The sequence below is a fragment of the Ruegeria sp. CL6 genome, assembly GCF_056536465.1.
The window spans coordinates 64,135-82,432 of the sequence record NZ_JBQFPR010000010.1; the positions used below are offsets into that span (position 1 = coordinate 64,135).

Genomic DNA, 18,298 nt, shown 5'->3' on the forward strand with positions numbered 1-18,298 from the left:
GGCAATAATGCGCTTGACCCTCCAGCGCTGGATTGTCGGACAAGGCCGCAAAACCGGAAATCCGGAGGGATTGGAATGATACCGGAAATCGGGCAGTTCGCCCTGGCGCTTGCCCTGGCCGTGTCCTTGGTGCAAAGCGTATTTCCCTTGATTGGAGCAGCACGGAACAATGTCATGTGGATGCGATCGGCATCTGCGACCTCGGTCCTACTGACAGCGCTGGTTGCTATCGCCTTCGCCGCTCTGATGTGGTCCTTCGTGGTCAGCGATTTCACTGTGCTAAATGTGGCCAGCAATTCTCATTCGCTGAAACCGATGCTTTTCAAGGTGGCTGCGACCTGGGGTAGCCACGAAGGGTCGCTGCTGTTGTGGATTCTGATATTGGTGATTTTCGGGCTGGGTGTGTCTCTGTTGGCTCGGAACATCCCACTGAAACTCAAGGCGCGCACTCTGGCAGTGCAGGCCTGGATCAGCGCGGGGTTCCTGTCATTCATGCTGTTCACCTCGAACCCGTTTGACCGGGTGTTTCCGGCACCGCTGGATGGTCAGGATTTAAATCCGCTGTTGCAGGATGTCGGCCTGGCTATGCACCCGCCGTTCCTATACCTGGGTTACGTCGGCTTCTCTATCGTATTTTCTTTCGCCGTGGCTGCCCTGATTGAGGGGCGGGTCGATCCGGCATGGGCGCGGTGGGTCCGACCCTGGACATTGGCGGCCTGGGTGTTTCTGACACTTGGTATCGTTCTGGGCAGCTGGTGGGCCTATTACGAACTGGGTTGGGGCGGCTGGTGGTTCTGGGATCCGGTCGAGAATGTCTCGTTTATGCCCTGGCTTGCTGGCACAGCGCTGTTCCATTCGGCCATTGTGACCGAAAAGCGCGGCAGCTTCAAAAGTTGGACGATCCTACTGGCCGTTTTGACCTTCTCGTTGTCCTTGTTGGGGACATTCATTGTCCGCTCAGGCTTGCTTACATCGGTCCATGCGTTTTCGGTCGATCCCGAACGCGGCATTTACATCTTGGCGCTGTTGGCTGTCGCGATCGGTGGTTCATTGACGCTGTTTGCCATACGCGCACCGGAGATGGAGGGCGGCGGTCTTTTTGCCCCGATCAGCCGCGAGGCCGGTTTGCTTATTAACAACCTGCTGCTGGCCACCGCAACGGCGACGGTTCTATTCGGTACGCTTTATCCGCTTTTGCTTGAGGCTGTGACAGGTGAAAAGATTTCGGTTGGACCACCTTATTACAACGCCAGTTTCGTGCCGATCATGCTGGTTCTAGTCGTTGTAATGGGGATTGGGCCGCTGTTGTCATGGAAGCGGGCGGATTTGCGCGGTGTTCTGTCCCGGCTCAAATGGGTGGCCGGGGTTAGCCTGCTCGTAGCGTTGCTTGTGTGGTATCTGGATACCGGCGGCCCAGCCTTGGCGGTAGTGTCGATCGGCCTTGCGGTTTGGTTGCTGGGCGCTGTGCTGACAGAGTGGGCCAGCCGAATTAAGCTGGGTGAGGCACCGTTGGCCGAGTCCCTGCGTCGGGCCCGCAGCCTACCGCGTTCTCATTACGGCATGGTCGTGGCCCATGCGGGGTTGGCTGTCTGTATGATCGGCTTTATCGGGTCCAGCGCTTGGAAATCCGAGGTCGTGACTTTTGCCGAGCCCGGAACACAGATTGAGATAGCAGGGTTCGACGTGCGTTTTGACGGTGTGGAACAGCTTCGCGGTCCGAACTATCTGTCTCGCGCGGCCACACTGACGGTATTTCGCGATGGCGCTTATGTCACCACGCTTCAACCCGAGCGCAGGGCCTATCTCGTGGCGGGTACCAGTACGACCGAGTCAGCAATTCGAACGACGTTGGCAGGGGACCTTTACGCCTCAATATCGGAACCGGCGGCGGAATCAGAACAGAGCAAATGGACCCTGCGTATCTTGTATGAGCCATTGGTGGTCTGGATCTGGATAGGTTCAGGATTGTTAGCATTTGGTGGTGTCTTGTCACTCTCCGATCGGCGTCTACGCGTCGGTGCACCACGAAAACGGACTGGGCAGAGCTCCGTTGCGGTGGCGGCGGAGTAGGGCAATGAAACGTCTATTTGCACTGTTCCCAATTACGATTGCCGGCATCCTGGGTGCCTTCCTGCTATGGGGACTGAATCCCGATCGCGATCCAAACGAAATCCCGTCTGTTTTGATCTCGCAGCCGGTGCCTGAGTTCGACTTGCCGCCGGTCGAAGGGCTGGATACCCACGGGCTGTCCAGTACCGATCTGGTGGAAAATGACGGGTCAGCTCCGATCGTGGTCAACGTGTTTGCGTCCTGGTGCGTGCCCTGCCGGGCCGAACATGCGGTGCTGACGCGTATGGTACGCGATGAGGGCATTCGCCTGATGGGCATTAACTACAAAGACAAGCCGCAGGACGCGCGGAAATGGCTCGACGATCTGGGCAACCCTTATGAGCGCATCGGTTCCGACCTGGACGGCCGAGCCGGGATCGAATGGGGGATTTCCGGCGTGCCGGAGACCTTTGTGATTGATGGCGCGGGCAAGGTCGTATTCCGTTTTGTCGGCCCGGTGCTGGGCGACGAGGCAATTTCAAAGATGCGCACCGCGCTGGATCAGGCGCGGGCGGCCGGAGGAGAGGCGTCATGATACGTCGCATTGTAATTACCGCGGTCACTCTGGCGATGCTGGTGTCGCAGCCGGCATTCGCGGTTGAGCCCGACGAGATACTTGCAGATCCGGTATTGGAAGAGCGGGCCCGGGCGATTTCGAAACAGGTGCGATGCGTGGTGTGCCAGAACCAAGACATCGACAGTTCTAACGCTGGCGTGGCGCGCGACCTTCGTCTGCTTGTGCGCGAACGGCTGGTGGCAGGCGACACGGACCAGCAGGTTATGGACTTTCTGGTTGCGCGTTATGGCGACTATGTTCTGTTCAACCCGCCATGGAAGCCATCAACTTACATTCTGTGGGTTGCGCCTATCGTCATCCTGGGGCTGGGTGGTATCGCGACTGCAGCGGTATTGACCCAAAATGCGCGCCGATATCGGAAGTCGCGAAAACAAGAGACGGAACGCGGCGCGAGCGAAGAACGGAATCCCGAAAACCATTCACTCACGGAGCCGCACGCATGATCTGGATTATCTTTTCATTCATGGCCGTGGCGGTGTTTCTGACGCTCGCCCTCTCCGGCCTGGGGCGCAAGACCTCGGACTTGTCGAGACGCGAAAGCGCCTCTGCCATCTTTTCCGACCAGATCGGCGAAGTGGAGAAGGACCTGGAACGAGGAATTATCTCAGCCGAAGAGGCCAAGGCCGCCAGAGCCGAGATAGAACGTCGCCTGAAGGCGATTGACCGGCAATCGGACGACAAAGCGATAATGGGCCATTCCGGGCGTGCGCTGATTTTACTTGCCGCGCTGGTAGTTCCAGCGCTCGGAGCCGGTCTTTATTGGCAACTGGGTAGTCCCTACATCCCCAGCCAGCCATTTGCCCAACGCGAGGGGGAGCAGGCCGAAGCCCGTGAAATCGCCGACCTTGCCGTGCGCCTGAAGTCGCGGCTTGAGGCGGATGAAACCGGCGGGCCAACCGAGGGATGGGTGTTGTTGGCTCAGACCTATATGCGTATGGGACGCTTTGGAGATGCCGCAGACGCGTTCGAGGGGTTGCTGGACCGACCCAATGCGAATTCAGCGCTGGTGTCGCAATATGGCGAGGCGTTGGTCTATGCCGATGACGGTGTCGTTACGCCCAAGGCCGATCGGGCGTTTGAACGAGCCTTGGAACTGGACCCATCGAACCCAGCAGCGACATTCTACAAAGCCATTGGTCTGGAGCAGGCTGGATCGCCTGATAAGGCCTATGACCTACTGAAGACGCGGATGGACGCCGAAGAGGAGTTCCGGCCATGGATGGAGAGTTTTGTGGCCCAGCTTAACCGCATCGCCCCGTCGATCGGACGGGCTCCGGTGAATCTGGCGGCTTTTGCCCCTTCCATGCCCGGCCCAACTGCCGATCAGGTGGCGGCGGCCGAGGAGATGTCAGACGAAGACCGGCAGGCCTTCATCCGCTCGATGGTCGAACGGCTTGCGAGCCGGATGCAGGAAAACCCAGGCGATCTGGACGGCTGGATGCGGCTGGGCAACGCCTATTCGGTGCTGGGCGAGACCGACGGCGCCCGGAACGCCTATGGCAGGGCAAGGGATCTGGCGGATGACCTGCCGCAGGGGGATCCGCGCAAGGTGGCAATCGACCGGGCATTGCTGGAACTGGGGGGTTGATTCCCGCAGCCCGGCGTGGATCGGGCCGGCGCCGACTTCGCGCTGATGCCCAGTGAGCCATCTGGAAAATTCCGGTTTAGGCTATCGCATGCCGATCTTTAGGAGGTTGAGACCATGAAAGTTGAAACGTTTTCTGATCTAATTGTCTGGACGCGGGAAATGCATCATTGGCTCGCCGAATGTTTGGCCCACTGTTCGACACAGTCAGAGCAGGAGCTGGCCAGGATGTTGCTTACCTACCTCGCCGATCATGAGGCTGCTCTGGAGAAAATCGTCGATGGTTTCGTGAAACGAGCCGATCCCAAAGCGCTCAACACCTGGGTATATGACTATTTGGGCAATGAGCCGATCGACCCACATCGCGCCTGCGACAGGCCGTTCGCACAGATGAGCGTCGATGAGATCTGCGAAGCGGTCTTCGATCTTCACAATCAGGTGATCGACTTATATCGGTATTTGCACGGGCGTGCCGAGATACCCGAGGCACGCGAACTCTTTCAGGCGATACTGGATATGGAAGAGCACGAGACCATGCGTTTAGCGCAGCAGAGCAACCGCGTCCGGGATATGTGAACTCCGGGGTCAGGATCCGCTTTCCACGGCTCCGCCCGCAATCGGCGCGGCCTGTTCCATCGCGTCGAGAATGGCGTTCGTGGTCAAGATCTCTGGCAGGGCGATGCCTTCGGGGGCCGACGGGCCGTAGACGATGTTGAAGGGGATCCCGAACCGTCCATTGTCCTCAAGGAAACGGGCGATCACATCGTCGGGGCGGGTCCAGTCGGCCTGCATCGGAATTGCTTTGTCCGATTGCAGTGTTGCCAGAACCTCGCCGCGTTCCAGCACCAGCGCTTTGTTGGCCTTGCAGGTCAGACACCAGTCGGCTGTGACATCGACGAAAACCACCTCGCCGCGCGACACAAGGCGGGCGATTTCGGGGCGGCTGAAGGTAATCCAAGGGATCTCTCCGGCTGGTTCAAGCAGCCTGGACCGGTCTTTGCCGGCAATCGCAACCGGTGCGGCAAACGCTGCGGTCAGCGTCAGCAACAGGGCTGTCCAGCGCAAAACGGGTGGCATCATCGTACTTTTCCAGATCAACAGGACCAGAACAGTTGCAGCCAGCACGGTAGCAGTTGCAGCAGTGTCTCCGGCCACCCCGACCATCACCCAGACCAACCAGCCGATCGTGGTCAGCAGTGCCGCCGACAGGGCCCATTTTAATCCCACCATCCAACGCCCCGGTTTAGGCAGAGCGGCGGTAAGTTTCGGGTGCACTGCAACCAGCAGGTAAGGAATGGCCAGCCCGACCCCCATTGCGGTGAAGATCGCCACGATATCCACCGGTCGGCCGGTCAGGGCAAAGGCCACCGCCGTGCCGAGGAAGGGGGCCGAGCAGGGCGTCGCCAGAACTGCTGAGAAGGCTCCGGTCAGGAAATCCCCGACCAGCGACACGCGGCCCTTTTCGACATGGGCAAGCCGGGTGTTCAGCGACTGCGGCAGCGTGATCTCGAACAAGCCCGCGAGGCTGGTTGCAAAAACCGCCAGCACCACGATCATCACCGCAAGGAAAAGCGGATTCTGGAACTGGATGCCCCAGCCGACGGAATAGCCCAGCGACCGCGCCGCAATGGTGATAGCCGCCAACAGCCACATGAATGTCAGGATTCCGGCTGCCGAAGCCAGGAACCCGGCGCGAATCTGAGCCGCAGAGCGGTCGCGAGCCTTTACCGCCGAGGAAAGCTTGATCGAAAGCACTGGCAGTACGCAGGGCATGACATTCAGAATCAACCCGCCGCCCACCGCCAGCAAAATGATCCAGACCAGCGCGCTGGCTGAAGTTTCGGCGGCCGCGATCTCATATGGTGGCGGGGTAGGGGGAGCGTCGGTACGGGGCGAAAACTCGGCCACGCGGTTGGTGTCGGTAACCGTGACGGACAAGGCGGGGGGGTCCTGTGCCAGAGCGAGGACCGGGAACTGCACCCATAGCTGACGCCTGTCGCCAGCGAGCCGGATGTCGGGTGCACCAAACGCGGTGTCACGTCCCATGTCGGGAAAGACATCAGGCGCATCAAAGGGCAGGTCGCTGGTGAAATTCAGCGTCAGCATCTCGGACTCGGTATCCAGGGTCGCGGCGTCGGACTTCATTCCGCTTGTGTTTCCCGTGGTTGGCACCCGCGACAGAAAGGCATTTATAAGCCGGGCCGAGTCCTGATCCCGACCCGTTCCCTGAGTCAGCGACAAGTCCAGCGAAAACTCGACCGGCACACAGATATCGGAACAGATCAGCGTTGTCACAGCGGCCTTCAAGTCAACTGGCGCTCCGGGGTTCTCGAGTGTGACGGTCAGCGGAAAGACCACTTCGTCCTTGTACCCGAAATTCTCGATCCCGAAGGCGCGAAAACGGATCGGCGCGGGCCAGTGAAACTGTACGTCGCTGACGTTTTGCGAGCCGTTCCAAGTGATCTTGGGCGGAATTCCCACCTCACCAGGCGACTTCCAGTAGGTTTTCCAATCTTCGCCCAGTTTCAGATGCAGTCCTGCAGTGATCGTCTTGACGTCAGGCGCGATCCCGTCCTGCGCGGTAATTATGTGTGCGACCAGGGGCTCTGATTCATACGCTTGGGATGTAGCTGCAAGGCTTGTCCCGGCGGAAGTCTGGCCAAAGATTAACCCCAAGATCATAATACATAAATTTAGGAGTGTTCTTGCCATTGCGCGTTGCCATCGGTTGTTTTGCACCCGTCTCTGCCAGATTCCAGCGCTGGAGGGTCAACGAGCCGGAATGTCACATCCCCACGATCAGCTCACGAAACCTTCGCGCCCGTCTTCGCAGATGAAATAGGCCCCGCCATCCGCGCCCTCCCATTGAACCCGGCAACCTTGGGGCAGGGCGTATTCAGGCTGCGGCGGTTGCAGCGGGCATAGTTTAGGGCGTGGTGCGCAAGCCGCCAGCGAAAGAGCGGCCAGCGACATGGCGGCCAACCTTGAGCACCAAAGCTTCATGATTGAAGATTATTGCCGGTGTACTGGGTTCGGTCCGACCGCGGCGTCTGTTGCCTTTGGTCTTTCCGATTCAGATTTGTTCGAATGACAGGATTTTTCCATCGCCTTGTGCATAAAGAAATGGGCTCCGAGGCACAGGATCAACGGTGCGAAAAGACCCAAGGAGTCAGAAAGCCCACCAACCGTCCCGCCGGCGATCAAGTAGAGAGCGATCGGCGTTATCATGGCAATGCAACATACCATCATGCCCCATTTCATTATCTTGCCGCCGCTAACCGGTACTGACGCCTGCGGCGCGTTTGCAGTCTGTTTTTCTTTCACATTCAACTCCAAAATTTGGATTGGAGACCTCTGCTAACGCCTTCCCACGATGGAAGGTCAAGCTGTTTTGGCGCGAAGCGAATTTGACGCTGTCAAACCAGTCCAGCATTTGCTTGGGCCTTACTTGGTGCATAGACACGGCCGGAACAGGGAAGTTTTTAGGGGTATGAACAGCAGGCATTGTCGTCCCGACGCCTGGTGAAGTTTCAGGTTAAACACGAAGCTGCCTAGGTCACTTTAAGCCTTGAAAACTCGCGGGTGGGTCGAAGCGATATCGAACGAATAATTGAATGGACAAATCTTCCCCCGTCGCGGATTGTCTAATCCCCTGGGTACTAACTCCAGACACCAACCAGCCAATAGGAGCGCTATCAATGCTGACCAGACGACATTTTGTTGCAGCCTCGCTCGCCATTTTCTCTCAGCCGGTTTTTGGAGTGACGTCGGCGGCGGCCTCGCAATGGTCGGAGTGGGATGCGCAAGTAACTCCAGCCAATTTTGATCCCGCAACATCCAATCCCTGGGGTTTACACCCACGTTTCCTGCCTCAGCGTGTGCAAACCAATCGACCACTTACTCCGGGTGACATTCATGTCGACGCGGTGGCACGATATCTGTATTTCATCGAAGACGGTGGCACAGCAATGCGTTACGGCGTAGCCATTGCCCGAGGCAATCTTTACGAGCCCGGAGTCTACACGATCAAGCGAAAGGCCAAATGGCCGCGTTGGACTCCTACAGCCGAAATGATTGAGCGCGACCCTGATGAATATGCGCAATTCGCAGATGGTGTGCCCGGTGGGCCGACAAACCCATTGGGATCAAGGGCGTTTTATCTGTTCGAAGGTGGTCGCGACACATACCTGCGAATTCACGGAACGCCTTATCCAAGATCTATCGGAGGTCGCGCAAGTTCTGGCTGCGTAAGGATGGCGATGCCACATATCATCGGGCTTTATGATCGTGTCAGGCCAGGGTCCACGGCTCATCTCTACCCTCCCGAGCGGCTTCTGACCGCGACCAGCTGACAGGCGCTTGTCAGGCGCGCGTACAGATTGGGCGCCCTTCAATAGTCCTAAGTGGTAGGTAGGTTGTTTCAACTGGCCCAACATAGCGATACCAATAGCAACCGTCCTCAGGCATGATTTTCACTGCGTTCAGGTCCTGGCCCGGAGCAGCAATCTGGGCTACGGCGTCAGGAACTTGGGAAAGCGTTCCGGGCTCGCTATCTGCAGATATTGACGTTGTTTCGGTACAAGCGCCGATGAACAAAAGTGCGGCCAGTGCTTGGAAAGCTTTCCTGAAGGACATGGTGTTTAGTCCACTGTGATTGTCATTTGTAGTGCCTGCTACCCTCGCATCGACGGGTGATCACATCAATTCACCAAGAACTAAGCAATTGTTAGCGTTGCTTTTTTGTGTTCGGTTGATTCAAGAAAGTCAGGTTTTGCTTAAAGCAGCCTGGAGTTACGTCCAAGAAAAATTGCTTTTCCACAATGACTTGATGATTTGGGTCCGCCTTCTAAGGAAATATCCCTGCGCCAACGGCAACGACAATTCAGACGAGACATCCCATATGAAATGTCATTTGCGTGTTGACCTTCCAGCGCAGGAACCGGGCATACGAGTTATTTGAGTCGGAAAAAAAGAATAAACTTTGGGATGGCAGGCATGAAACGGAGCAAAGAAGGAAAGGTTGTTACGCGACGTGGAGTGATTGCCGCGTTTGCTGCGACGACGCTTTTTCCAGCACCGGCCGTTTGGGCCCAATCAACGGCAACTGAGGGGACGCGCCGCAATGTTTCCTCATTCCGCGTTGCTAAATGGCAGGACCACTTTGATACGCTTAAGAATGGTGTGATCCTGTCCGATACACAGTCCAAGGTCCTGCAATATTGGTCGGAAGACGAAAGCGTCTACCGAATGTATCCAACCAGCGTACCGCTGACGGAAGACCTTACAAGGCTGGGCTACACCACAGTTACTCGCAAGGTCGAAGGGCCGTCTTGGCGACCGACACCAGCAATGAAAAAGCGCAACCCCGCTTGGCCCGATTATGTGGGCCCGGGTCCGGAGAATCCTCTGGGGACACATGCACTTTATTTGAGCTGGCAATACTACCGGATCCACGGCACCAACGACACGCGCAAGATCGGGAGAAGATCCTCCAACGGCTGCATTGGCTTGTACAACGAGCAGATTGCGGAATTGTTCGAACTGGCCACTGTGGGCACTCAGGTAAAACTGATCTGACCTTGGTCAGGCCGATTTTTTTTGCGCGCGTTGAACCTAAGAACTGACAATCATGTGAAGAACAGAGATGGATAAACTTACACTCTTGATCGGCGGAGTAGTGATCGCAGGCGCCGCCGCGTTCGTCTACAACTTAAATCAGCAACCAACAGGTCACTCGATGACGCCGCCCGATACGTCAGCACTGGAGCAAGGAGACCCAATCGAAAACGTCACTCTGCCGGACCAGCTAAGCGAATTTGCGGCCGTCGGCAAAGTGGCATTCGACGCCAAATGCTCGGCGTGCCATGGCGCGAATGCAACAGGTCTGGAAGGCCTTGCACCACCTTTGGTGCATAAAATCTATGAACCAAGCCACCATTCGGACGAGTCATTTTATGTGGCAGTCCAGAATGGAGTTCGGGCACACCATTGGAAGTTCGGCAATATGCCGCCGGTCGATGGCTTGACCCGTGCGGATGTGAAGGGCATCGTGGCGTATATCAGAGAGCTGCAGCAGGAAAACGGGATTTTCTGAAGGTGACGAGCCGAATGGGCAGTGCAATTCGTTACATCATACTGTCAATGGTGCTGACCATTGGCGGGCTGCTTGTGACGGCCGATTCTGCTCATGCACATGGCAGTGGTTCTCAGCACGTGATTGACCAAACGGACTCCGCGGACGTTGAGCATGTCAAGCAGGGTCATCCCGGACATTGTCATGGCGGAACGATTTGCAACGCTGTTGGTCTATTTTCGATGGGTCCACCACCGCCTGGCCCCCAAGATACTGAACAAAGATACTCGATCCCTCGAGCCCAATACCGGGTTCTCGGTATCGCGGCGTTTGACCCACCACCGCCGCGTGTCCTGATCTGACCAGTCGAATTGCGCTCAACCTGGGCGCGTCGAAGCAGACGACAAGGACAAAACAATGAACATTCTGAAAATGACCACAGGCGTTGCCCTGGTTTCTCTGTTTGCAGCCGCCGCCCTGGCGCATGGTGGCGCAACCGGCATCGTCAAAGAACGCATGGATGGTATGTCCGCGATGAAGGACAGCATGAAGATCCTTACGCCGATGATGCAGGGGAAAACGCCCTACAATGCGCAAACGGTACGAAGCGAGGCCAAGAAAATCGGGCGTCACGCTGGCGAGAGCATGACAAAGCTGTTTCCAGAGGGATCTGATGGCAAACCCTCGGAGGCCAAATCGGAGATCTGGCAGGATTGGGGTTCATTTGCAGAGTTAGCCAGGCAGTTGGAATCCTACTCTGAAGGCCTTGTGCTTGCGGCGGACAACGGGTTGATGATGTCCGGGTCGGGCCATGGTTCGGGCATGATGGGCGGCGCATCCATGATGGGTGGCGGTTCTATGATGGGTGCCGGAATGATGGGCGGCAGTCCAAACCAGGCACAACTTTCTGAAATGCCGGCAGATGGTGTGTTCATGATGCTGAGCCAGACATGCTCGGCGTGTCACACGCAATTTCGGTCGGAATAGGAATGCGTCATGAGACCGATATTCCGATTGGGCCTTGCTGCCGCCGTAGCGGCGTCAGCGGGACTTGTTGCTGTGATGGCTTGGCCGATTGGCCAGCCCTTACAAGCTCTCGACATTCAGGGTGACGTTAACCGCGGGGCGTATCTGGCAAGGGCAAGTGGTTGTATCGCTTGCCACACAGATTTTGCCAAAGGGGGCGCGGCCTTGGCCGGTGGGGTGGAGTTGGATACCCCGTTCGGCACGCTCTTTTCGCCGAACCTGACCACAGATCCCGATCACGGGATCGGTGATTGGACAATCGAGGAGTTCGCCCGCGCGGTGCGTCAAGGCGTATCACCCGGCGGACAACCCTATTACCCGGCCTTTCCTTATCCATTCTATGCCAATTTCACGGATCAGGACATCGCCGATCTCTGGGCCGCATGGCAAACAGTTCCACCGGTAGCGGAACCGTCAAAAGAACAGGAAATGGCGTTCCCCTTCAATCAGAGATGGGGCCTGAAGCTGTGGCGCGCGGCTTTTCTGGAACCACCCCGCACTGATCCCGTGCCGGGCAATGACGAAGTGTGGAACCGGGGCCGGCTACTGGTCGAAGGTGCCACACATTGTGCGGCCTGCCACACCGGGAGGAACCTGGCTGGCGCAAGAAATTCGGACACGGAACACTTCAAGGGAAGTGACTCTCTGCCGGGCGGTGACAAGGCACCGGCCATCGACTTTGAGACCCTGCAAAAGCGTGGTTGGACGGTAGATGATTTGGCCTACGCGTTGCGCACCGGCGTCATGCCTGATGGCGATGTCTTCGGCGGCGCCATGGGAGAGGTCGTAAACTATGGCACCAGCTTTCTGACAGACGAAGACCGGAAGGCAATGGCGACCTATCTGCTGGATGTGCACGACGGGGGGTAATCGAGTGAGAGATCAAATTTTCTTTGGAGGGAAGTCCTCATGAAGCTCAATCGCAGGCAATTCGTTGCAGGCACGTCGGCACTAATCGCAGTGCCGACTATCGGGAGGGCGGCTACCGCCCCCCGAATAATCGAGGCGCGTTCAGGATTGGCACGTGTTGCCCCCGACAGCTATCCTGAAACCGAGATATGGGGATATGATGGCGGTGTTCCGGGCCCCGAAATTCGTGCCCGGCAGGGCGAAACGGTTCGCCGGACACTCCTGAACTCACTGCCTCAGCCTACGGCAATCCATTGGCATGGACTGCGGGTTCCAAACAACATGGATGGGGTGCCGGGTCTTACACAGGAGGCTGTACCAACAAGCGGCGAGTTTCAGTATGACTTGCCTCTGAAGGATGCAGGAACCTTCTGGTACCACTCTCATAACCAGTCAACGGAACAAGTGGCCAGGGGCCTTTACGGCGCGTTCATCGTCGACGAAATGGACCCGCCGGACACGGATCATGACATTACGATCCTGCTGGATGACTGGAGGTTGGGTCAGGACGCCCAAATCGTCGATGATTTCGGCGCGATGCATGACTGGACGCATGCAGGCCGAATGGGAAACTACGTTCACGCACACATATCGCCCATGACAGAAGTTCTGACAAACCAGCGTTTGCGACTTCGAATGGTCAACGTGGCAACTGATCGGATCATGTATGTCTCAGTAGGTGGCGCAAACGGGAAACTGGTCGCTTATGATGGCATGCCTGTAAGGCAGCCAGAGGATTTTGAAACCCTTGTTTTTGGGCCTGCACAGCGAGCAGACTTAATTGTTGATGTCACAGCGGAATCGAACGAAGCCGTTCAAATAACTCTTCACGAACGCGATGAATCGTTTGTCATTGCTGAAATCCCGGTTTCGGGAAGCGGTGCATCCGCAAACCGCGGTGCAATAGAAGCCCTGCCACCCAACCCTGTTTCCTTTCTCGAAGATGTTTCTGACGCTTTGACAATCCCATTAGTGATGGAAGGCGGGGCGATGGGCGGACTGCGTCAAGGCACTTTTAACGGCCAGGTCATGAGCACCAATGAATTGGTTCAGGAAGGGCAGATCTGGACATTCAACGGTGTCGCCGGGTTACCTGAAAACCCCCTTGCTGCCGTTTCGCGTGGCGACATAGTCCGGATTCAGATGCAGAACGACACCGTCTTTCCGCACGCTATGCACTTGCACGGGACGCACTTTCAGGAAGTTCTGCCAAACGGCAACCTAGGGCCGCTGCGGGACACAATCCTGGTTGACCGGATAGAAAAGCGGGAGATTGCGTTCGTTGCGGATAACCCGGGGGATTGGCTGTTTCATTGCCATATGCTGTCGCATCAGGCCGCTGGTATGAAGACCTGGCTGAGCGTGGCATGATGAACAAGAGTTCGGCGAAATGGGTGTCACTGGCTGCTGTAGTGATCATTGTCGCGGTCGCTGGCTGGGGCCTGAGTGGGCGTGCGCAGAACAGTGCATCAGCGGATTCGGCACGTGGTGCAGTTTTGTACGCCGAAAACTGCGCGTCATGCCACGGGGCAAATTTGGAGGGTCAGCAGGATTGGCAAACACCTGATCCGGATGGCGTCTTGCGGGCGCCCCCGCATGACCGAACCGGGCATACCTGGCATCACGGCGACAAGCTGTTGTTCGACTATACAAAGTTTGGCGGGGACCAAACTTTGAAACAGATGGGTGTCGCTGACGTCAAAAGCGGCATGCCAGGCTTCGGGGACACTCTGTCGGATCAGGATATCTGGGACATCCTCGCCTTCATCAAGGAGAGTTGGCCGGATCGGGAACGCAAGCTGCAAGAGCAACGCACCGAAGCAGAACAAACGGAAGGAAACTGATGTGAAACGAATACTTGCAGGCTTAGTCGCTATCGCCATGTCGATTGGCATTCCTATGGCACGCGCCGACGAGCTGTCTGACTCCGATGTAAAACGGCTGGCTCTCGAAGCCATTTTGGAAAACCCTGAGATCATCATGCAGGCGATTCAATTGCTTCAACAGCGCGAGGATCAGGCAAAAGCCGAAGCAATTGGAAGCGTCTTGGAAAATCAGCGTGAATTGCTGGAACAGGATCCGAATGCGCCTGTAATCGGAAACCCGGAAGGCGATGTAACCGTGGTCGAGTTTTTCGACTATAACTGCCCATATTGCAAACGCGCTGCCCCGGTCGTGAAGAACGTAATCGCGGGCGATTCCGATGTGCGAATTGTTTATCGAGAATGGCCCATACTTGGAGAAGGTTCCGACTTCGCGGCACGCGCTGCGCTGGCCTCACGAAACCAGGGAAAATACGAAGAATTTCATTGGGCGCTTATGGCTCTGAACGGTCGTGCCACTGAGGCCAGTGTACTGAAAGTTGTTCGGGAACTTGGCCTGGACGAGGATCAATTGCGCGCAGATATGGAAGCGCCGGAAGTCGACGCGCATATTCAGATTTCCATGGAATTGGCCCGACAGCTTGGCTTCAGTGGCACTCCTTCGTTTGTGATTGGAGATGCGCTTGCCCCGGGTCTGATCACCGAAGATGAAATGACCCGGTTAATCGTGGCAGTCAGAGACGCAAGATAGAACCAAGGGGGCGACAGCATGTGCGCTCCTAAGTTTATCATGCGATCGTGGCTTCGTATCCCTCGGACTTCAGCGCTGCAAGGATATGATCAAGTGAATTGGTGCTTAAGACACGTACCCTGCGGTTTTCCATGTCAAAGTCCAACTGTGCGGAGGAATCCACCGTGGCAACGGCTTTTTCGATAGCTGACTTGCAGTGCCCGCAGCTCATATCCGGGATATTTAGGGTCGTCATGGATGTTTGCTCCTGTGTTCCGTCGTCCCGGCTAAAGTATTCCAGCACAGGAAGGTCAAGTCGTGATTATTGGATCGTCAAAATTAGTGGCAAAGAAAGTCAGCCCCATCCCTTGACCTTCCACTTGCTGGAACCCTTATGTTTCCCGTCAGCAGAACATTGGTGGTGACAATATGACTGAAATTTCACATGCAAGGTTTCAAGTTCAGGGTATGAGCTGTGCGTCCTGCGTAGGGCGGGTTGAGCGCGCGTTGAAAGATGTGCCAGGGGTAGATGCCGCTTCGGTTAATCTCGCCAGCGAAAGCGTTCAGGTCGATTTCCGCGATCCAGCCGATAAAGCGGCCATTGCTGATGCGTTAAACAGCGCCGGATATCTGGCACGGACGGAAGAGGTAACGCTGGATATTCAGAACATGTCCTGCGCATCGTGCGTGGGGCGCGTTGAACGGGCATTGCAAGCAGATGATGGCGTCTTGTCCGCGTCGGTCAATCTGGCCACCGAAAGTGCAACTGTACGTTATGCTGAGGGAGTCACAACACCCGAAGCCATCGCGGCGCTTGCGGCATCTGCTGGCTATCCGGCGAGCCTGCGATCCGCGACGCAGACCGAACCACAAGACCGCAAAGCCAAAGAGATTCGCCAATTGGCCCGGCGAACAAGCTTTGCCGCCTTGCTCGCTTTGCCGGTCTTTATCCTTGAAATGGGCTCGCATGTTATTCCGGGCATGCACCACCTGATAGCGAGCACGATCGGCATCCAGAACAGCTATTACCTGCAATTCCTTCTAACCACGATCGTTCTTTTTGGGCCAGGTTTGCAGTTCTATACTAAGGGATTCCCTTCCTTGTTCAAAGGCGCGCCGGACATGAATTCTCTGGTGGCTCTGGGCACTTCGGCGGCTTATGGGTTCTCGCTTGTTTCCACCTTTGCGCCGGGTGTTCTTCCCGCCGGAACCGCAAACGTCTACTACGAGGCCGCAGCGGTGATCGTGGTTCTCATATTGCTGGGGAGGTTCCTCGAGGCGCGCGCCAAGGGGCGAACTGGTGAAGCGATCCGAAAACTGGTCGGTCTGCAGGCAAAAACAGCGCGCGTTGAGCGCGACGGATCGGTTGTCGAGCTACCGATCGAGCAGATCGTTGTAGGGGATATTGTGCACGTTCGACCGGGCGAAAAAATCGCGGTGGATGGTGCCGTAGTGACCGGCGCGTCATATGTCGATGAAAGCATGATCACCGGCGAGCCGGTTCCTGCCGAAAAGACCGAGGGCGCAACTGTGGTCGGCGGAACAGTTAATGGCGCGGGCGCATTGACGTACCGGGCTGAAAAGATCGGCGCAGACACTATGTTGGCCCAGATCATTCAAATGGTCGAACAAGCACAGGGTGCCAAGCTTCCGATTCAAGGCTTGGTTGACCGCATCACGCTGTGGTTCGTGCCGGTAGTGATCGCTGTGGCCGTAATGACTGTGCTGGTTTGGATGTTGTTCGGACCCGATCCTGCGCTCAGCTTGGCGTTGGTAGCCGGGGTTGCGGTACTGATCATTGCTTGCCCCTGCGCCATGGGGTTGGCCACACCCACCTCAATCATGGTCGGCACCGGCCGCGCGGCCGAGATGGGTGTCCTGTTTCGAAAGGGCGACGCCTTGCAAATGCTGCAGGAAACCACCGTTGTTGCGGTGGACAAGACGGGGACCTTGACCGAAGGGCGTCCGGAGCTGACCGACCTGATTGTGGCCGAAGGATTGGCCGAGGATGAGGTTCTGCGCCTTGTTGCTGCCGTTGAGGTCACATCCGAACATCCGATCGCCACGGCCATCGTGCGCGCGGCTGAAACCCGTGGTCTGGAGCTTTCGAAGCCAGAAGACTTCACGTCGATCACCGGTTACGGGGTAAGCGCCTCAGTCGAAGGCCATACAATCCTGATCGGGGCCGACCGCCTGATGAGTCGCGAAGGGGTTGAAATGGGCGCGTTGTCTGATCGGGGCGCTGAACTCGCAATCAACGGAAAGACTCCACTTTATGCCTCCGTAGACGGAGTTATCGCAGCCGTCATCGCCGTGGCGGACCCAATCAAGACCACCACGCCAGACGCAATTGAAGCTTTGCACGGACTGGGGCTGAAAGTAGCGATGATTACCGGCGACAATACCGCTACAGCCAAATCCATCGCGGCGCAGCTTGGCATCGATCATGTCGTGGCCGAGGTTCTGCCAGAGGGTAAAGTATCCGCGTTGCAAGATCTGCGCTCAAATGGCGGAAAACTGGCCTTTGTGGGTGATGGCATCAATGATGCCCCCGCTCTGGCGGCGGCTGACGTAGGAATTGCGATCGGGACAGGCACTGACATCGCCATCGAGGCGGCTGACGTCGTTCTGATGTCAGGCGACCTGACAGGCGTGGTCAACGCCTTCGATATTAGTCAGCGCACCATGCGTAACATCCGCCAAAACCTGTTCTGGGCTTTCAGCTACAACACGCTGCTCATACCGGTTGCAGCGGGGGTGCTCTATCCGTTTGGCGGCCCGTTGCTGTCGCCGGTTTTGGCTGCAGGTGCCATGGCGCTGTCCAGTGTATTTGTCCTGACCAACGCGCTGCGGTTGCGCTGGGTTAAGCCGATCAAAGTTGGGCGAGAACAGATCTCGCAGAATGAAGAGCAGGCGCTGCGATCAGCGCCTGCTGAATAGAATAGGAGAACCGCTGTGAATATCGGAGATGTAGCAGAACGTTCGGGTCTGCCTGCCAAAACCATCCGTTATTACGAGGATATCGGATTCATCAAACCCAGGCGCAGTCTGAACGGGTATCGACATTTCGACGAAAAGGAACTGCACAAACTGGCCTTCATCGGGCGGGCCCGCTCATTGGGCTTTACCATTGAGGATTGCCGTTCACTACTGGCGTTGTACGAGGACAAAGAACGCGCAAGCGCGGACGTGAAGGATATCGCCAAACAGAACCTAAAAGAAATAGATGCCAAGATCGCGGACCTGAAGGCCATGCATGCTACACTGTCTCATTTAATCGATGAATGTGCCGGAGACCACCGTCCCGACTGCCCGATCCTGAAGAACCTCGGCCAAACTTAGATGCGCTCATCGTATGAACTGCCTCCTATTTTGGCAGTTTGTTACGTGTATTCGCGGGAATCCGCTTCATTTCGATACAGCGCACCAACTCACCTGTTTTTTCCTCCGACTGGCTTGAACACTC

General features: G+C 56.8%; 20 protein-coding genes. 16 read left to right on the forward strand and 4 right to left on the reverse strand.

What is annotated here, in order from left to right; genetic code table 11:
• The first annotated feature begins 75 nt into the window (after positions 1-75).
• From ACR0LH_RS20065 to ACR0LH_RS20085, 5 genes are all read left to right on the forward strand, one after another.
• Positions 76-2,070, forward strand: a complete 1,995-nt coding sequence (locus ACR0LH_RS20065; RefSeq protein WP_170417870.1) for a heme lyase CcmF/NrfE family subunit — start codon at positions 76-78, stop codon at positions 2,068-2,070.
• A gap of 4 nt (positions 2,071-2,074) precedes the next feature.
• Entirely contained in the window at positions 2,075-2,644 is a 570-nt protein-coding gene (locus tag ACR0LH_RS20070; protein WP_170417873.1) for a DsbE family thiol:disulfide interchange protein, read from the forward strand.
• Positions 2,641-3,129 (forward strand): cytochrome c-type biogenesis protein, encoded by a 489-nt coding sequence (locus tag ACR0LH_RS20075; protein WP_170417876.1) that lies wholly within the window; start codon positions 2,641-2,643, stop codon positions 3,127-3,129. Before ACR0LH_RS20070 ends, ACR0LH_RS20075 begins: the two co-directional genes overlap by 4 nt.
• A complete protein-coding gene (gene ccmI, locus ACR0LH_RS20080) occupies positions 3,126-4,274 on the forward strand; it encodes a c-type cytochrome biogenesis protein CcmI (RefSeq protein WP_170417878.1) in 1,149 nt (382 codons plus the stop codon). The genes ACR0LH_RS20075 and ccmI overlap by 4 nt, the downstream gene beginning before the upstream one ends.
• 114 nt (positions 4,275-4,388) lie before the next feature.
• Complete coding sequence (locus ACR0LH_RS20085; protein WP_170417881.1) at positions 4,389-4,847, forward strand: ATPase; 459 nt, start codon at positions 4,389-4,391, stop codon at positions 4,845-4,847.
• 9 nt (positions 4,848-4,856) lie between these two features.
• On the opposite strand, the gene ACR0LH_RS20090 is transcribed toward ACR0LH_RS20085, so the two are convergent.
• The 3 genes from ACR0LH_RS20090 to ACR0LH_RS20100 all read right to left on the reverse strand — a co-directional run bounded on the left by ACR0LH_RS20090 (position 4,857) and on the right by ACR0LH_RS20100 (position 7,595).
• A complete protein-coding gene (locus ACR0LH_RS20090; protein WP_253285959.1) occupies positions 4,857-6,983 on the reverse strand; it encodes a protein-disulfide reductase DsbD family protein in 2,127 nt (708 codons plus the stop codon).
• Positions 6,984-7,070: 87 nt separating this feature from the next.
• Entirely contained in the window at positions 7,071-7,244 is a 174-nt protein-coding gene (locus ACR0LH_RS20095; RefSeq protein WP_170417885.1) for a hypothetical protein, read from the reverse strand.
• 39 nt (positions 7,245-7,283) lie between these two features.
• Positions 7,284-7,595 carry a DUF2933 domain-containing protein gene (locus ACR0LH_RS20100; protein ID WP_255612174.1) on the reverse strand — a complete coding sequence of 104 codons (312 nt, stop codon included), beginning with the start codon at positions 7,593-7,595 and terminating at the stop codon, positions 7,284-7,286.
• Between the two features lie 374 nt (positions 7,596-7,969).
• Here ACR0LH_RS20100 and ACR0LH_RS20105 point away from each other — a divergent pair, with 374 nt between their 5' ends.
• The 9 genes from ACR0LH_RS20105 to ACR0LH_RS20145 all read left to right on the forward strand — a co-directional run bounded on the left by ACR0LH_RS20105 (position 7,970) and on the right by ACR0LH_RS20145 (position 14,853).
• The gene (locus ACR0LH_RS20105; RefSeq protein WP_050605720.1) at positions 7,970-8,623 is read left to right on the forward strand and encodes a L,D-transpeptidase; all 654 of its coding nucleotides are present in this window, start codon (positions 7,970-7,972) and stop codon (positions 8,621-8,623) included.
• A 634-nt stretch (positions 8,624-9,257) separates the two neighbouring features.
• The gene (locus ACR0LH_RS20110; protein ID WP_170417888.1) at positions 9,258-9,848 is read left to right on the forward strand and encodes a L,D-transpeptidase; all 591 of its coding nucleotides are present in this window, start codon (positions 9,258-9,260) and stop codon (positions 9,846-9,848) included.
• 67 nt (positions 9,849-9,915) lie between these two features.
• Positions 9,916-10,365 (forward strand): c-type cytochrome, encoded by a 450-nt coding sequence (locus ACR0LH_RS20115; protein ID WP_170417891.1) that lies wholly within the window; start codon positions 9,916-9,918, stop codon positions 10,363-10,365.
• 183 nt (positions 10,366-10,548) lie between these two features.
• Positions 10,549-10,701, forward strand: coding sequence for a hypothetical protein (locus tag ACR0LH_RS20120; RefSeq protein WP_170746572.1), 153 nt, complete (start codon positions 10,549-10,551; stop codon positions 10,699-10,701).
• A 60-nt stretch (positions 10,702-10,761) separates the two neighbouring features.
• A complete protein-coding gene (locus ACR0LH_RS20125) occupies positions 10,762-11,331 on the forward strand; it encodes a c-type cytochrome (RefSeq protein ID WP_170417895.1) in 570 nt (189 codons plus the stop codon).
• 9 nt (positions 11,332-11,340) lie between these two features.
• Entirely contained in the window at positions 11,341-12,240 is a 900-nt protein-coding gene (locus ACR0LH_RS20130; RefSeq protein WP_170417899.1) for a c-type cytochrome, read from the forward strand.
• 39 nt (positions 12,241-12,279) lie between these two features.
• Positions 12,280-13,650: a multicopper oxidase family protein gene (locus tag ACR0LH_RS20135; protein WP_170417903.1), complete on the forward strand. Its 1,371-nt coding sequence runs from the start codon at positions 12,280-12,282 to the stop codon at positions 13,648-13,650.
• Positions 13,650-14,123, forward strand: a complete 474-nt coding sequence (locus ACR0LH_RS20140) for a c-type cytochrome (protein ID WP_170418019.1) — start codon at positions 13,650-13,652, stop codon at positions 14,121-14,123. Before ACR0LH_RS20135 ends, ACR0LH_RS20140 begins: the two co-directional genes overlap by 1 nt.
• Before the next feature lies 1 nt (position 14,124).
• Positions 14,125-14,853 (forward strand): DsbA family protein, encoded by a 729-nt coding sequence (locus ACR0LH_RS20145; RefSeq protein ID WP_414478956.1) that lies wholly within the window; start codon positions 14,125-14,127, stop codon positions 14,851-14,853.
• A gap of 37 nt (positions 14,854-14,890) precedes the next feature.
• Here ACR0LH_RS20145 and ACR0LH_RS20150 read toward each other — a convergent pair whose 3' ends face one another.
• Positions 14,891-15,088, reverse strand: coding sequence for a heavy-metal-associated domain-containing protein (locus tag ACR0LH_RS20150; protein WP_170417905.1), 198 nt, complete (start codon positions 15,086-15,088; stop codon positions 14,891-14,893).
• A gap of 173 nt (positions 15,089-15,261) precedes the next feature.
• On the opposite strand from ACR0LH_RS20150, the gene ACR0LH_RS20155 reads away from it, so the two are divergent.
• Positions 15,262-17,772, forward strand: coding sequence for a heavy metal translocating P-type ATPase (locus tag ACR0LH_RS20155; protein ID WP_170417908.1), 2,511 nt, complete (start codon positions 15,262-15,264; stop codon positions 17,770-17,772).
• 15 nt (positions 17,773-17,787) lie between these two features.
• Positions 17,788-18,174: a Cu(I)-responsive transcriptional regulator gene (cueR, locus tag ACR0LH_RS20160; protein ID WP_152460772.1), complete on the forward strand. Its 387-nt coding sequence runs from the start codon at positions 17,788-17,790 to the stop codon at positions 18,172-18,174.
• The last annotated feature ends 124 nt before the right edge of the window (positions 18,175-18,298 follow it).